The organism is Streptomyces sp. NP-1717 (assembly GCF_022695985.1).
Taxonomy (GTDB): domain Bacteria; phylum Actinomycetota; class Actinomycetes; order Streptomycetales; family Streptomycetaceae; genus Streptomyces.
This window is the reverse complement of the sequence record NZ_JAAPBF010000431.1, coordinates 1-2,246: the sequence shown is the minus strand read 5'-3', so window position 1 is coordinate 2,246 and position 2,246 is coordinate 1. Positions and strand designations below refer to the sequence as shown.

General features: G+C 72.7%; 2 protein-coding genes. Both read right to left on the bottom strand.

The genetic code is table 11. The features are described 5' to 3' along the window. Positions 1–68: 68 nt before the first annotated feature. Positions 69–1,472, bottom strand: a complete 1,404-nt coding sequence (locus tag GXP76_RS35245) for a HAMP domain-containing sensor histidine kinase (protein ID WP_242575692.1) — start codon at positions 1,470–1,472, stop codon at positions 69–71. Further along, positions 1,469–2,203 (bottom strand): response regulator transcription factor, encoded by a 735-nt coding sequence (locus GXP76_RS35240; protein ID WP_242575691.1) that lies wholly within the window; start codon positions 2,201–2,203, stop codon positions 1,469–1,471. Before GXP76_RS35240 ends, GXP76_RS35245 begins: the two co-directional genes overlap by 4 nt. Positions 2,204–2,246 lie beyond the last annotated feature (43 nt).

Below are 2,246 nucleotides of genomic sequence, written 5' to 3'. Positions count from 1 at the left end.
GACAAGTCGCCGATAGCGGGCCCGAGTCGGCGTTCTTGAGGCCCCCTTAAGGAACCATTGGGAGCGGATTAATGGTCCGCCGGCCGCAGGCCGTTCCCCCGCCGCCGCAGCCGGTGCCCACGGCGCTCCCCAGCGGAGCGCGCGGGGCGCTGTCCGCCGAGCCCGATCCAGATCCGTACCTCCGTGCCGCCGAGCACGGAGCGCCCGATCCGTACGTCTCCGCCGGTGGACTCCGCGACCCTGCGCACGATGTCGAGCCCCAGTCCCGTCGACCCCTCGCGGGCCCCGCTGTTGCCGCGTACGAGCGCCGCCGCGGGGTCCGCGATGCCGGGTCCCGAGTCCGAGACGAGGACGATGACGGCGTCGTCGGCGTGGTGGACGTCGACGGCGAAGGCGGTGCCCTCCGGGGTGTGCCGGAAGACATTGCCGAGCAACGCGTCGAGGGCGGCGGCCAGTTCGGGCCGGGCGACCGGGATGCGCACCGGGCGGCCGACCCCGGCCAGCCGTACCTTCCGGCCCTCGTCCTCGGCCAACGCCGACCAGAAGTCCATGCGCTCGCGGATGACTTCGGAGACGTCGCAGCCCACGCCGGGTGTGGTCGCCCGGGTCTGTGGCTTGGCCTTGCGTGCCGTACGGATGATGGTGTCGACCTCGCGTTCGAGCTGTGCGACGGCCGCCCGCGTCTGGTCGGCGGCCGGACTCTCGCCCAGCGAGGCGGCGTTGAGGCGCAGCACGGTGAGCGGGGTGCGCAGACGGTGGGAGAGATCGGCGGCCAGTTCCCGTTCGTTCGCGAGGAGTTGGACCACCTGGTCGGCCATGGAGTTGAAGGCGATCGCCGCCGACCGCAGCTCCGTCGGGCCCTTCTCCGGGACCCGCGCGCCGAGCCTGCCCTCGCCGAGGTCGTGGGCGGCGCCCGCGAGCCGCTGGGCGGGGCGCACCATCCGTACGCCGAGCCGGTCGGCGACGGCGACGGAGCCCACGATCAGCGCGGCGCCGACGCCCGCGAGGACCAGCCAGGCGGTGGCGACACCGTTGGACACCTCGTCCTCGGGGACGAACACCTCGATGATGGCGATCTTGCCGGTGGAGATCGCGATCGGCTGGAGCAGCGCGGACCCGCCGCTGACCTCGGCGATCGAGGCCCTGCCCAGCCGCTCGGTGGCGCTCAGGTCCTTCTGCGCCGCCCGGCGGGTGCCGATCTGCATGGGCACGCCGCCCGGTTCGCCGGAGGCAGGCACATGGACGGCGAGCTGCCCCGTGTCACCGATGGGGCTGGAGCGGACGGCCCACTCCAGCTCTTCGCGGCCCTGGGCGATGGAGAGCACGGGGCCCAGGGTCGCGGCCTGCCGTTCGGCGTTGGAGAAGGCGCGGTCCTTGGCCATCTCCTTGATGACGAGACCGAGCGGGACGGCGAAGGCGAGCACGACCATCGCGGTCACCGCGAGCGAGACCCTGACCAGCGCCCATCTCATGACCGGGGCTCGTGCGCGCCGGAGCCGGTCACCGGCGCCCCGGGGGCCGGCGGCTCCAGCTTCACGCCGACGCCGCGCAGGGTGTGCAGATAGCGGGGCCGGGCCGCCGTCTCGCCCAACTTCCGCCGCAGCCACGACAGATGGACGTCGATGGTCTGGTCGTCGCCGTAGGACTGCTGCCAGACCTCGGCCAGCAGTTCCTTGCGCGCGACGACCACACCGGGCCGGCCGGCGAGGAAGGCGAGCAGATCGAACTCACGCCGGGTCAGATCCAGTCGGGCGCCGTCGAGTTCGGCCTGGCGGCGCAGCGGGTCGATGGCGAGTCCGCCGACGCGGATGACGCGCGAGGGCGGGTCGTCGGCGGCGAGCGCCCGGGAGCGGCGCAGTACGGCGGCCATCCGGGCCGACAGGTGCTCCACCGAGAACGGTTTGGTGAGGTAGTCGTCGGCGCCGTCGTTCAACAGCCGTACGATCTCGGCCTCGTCGTCCCGCGCGGTGGCGATGATGACCGGCACGTCGGTGATCCCGCGCAGCATCTTCAGCGCCTCGGACCCGTCGAGATCGGGCAGTCCGAGGTCGAGTACGACCACGTCGAAACGGAAATGGGCGACCTCGCGCAGGGCCTCCAGGGCGGTACCGACGCTCCGCACGGTGTGGGAGGCCTCGGTCAAGTGCCTGATGAGGGCGGAGCGCACGAACTGGTCGTCCTCGACCACGAGCACACTTGGCATGGGCGGCACCGTACGCCATTCGGGGGGCCCGGGGTCCGTCGTT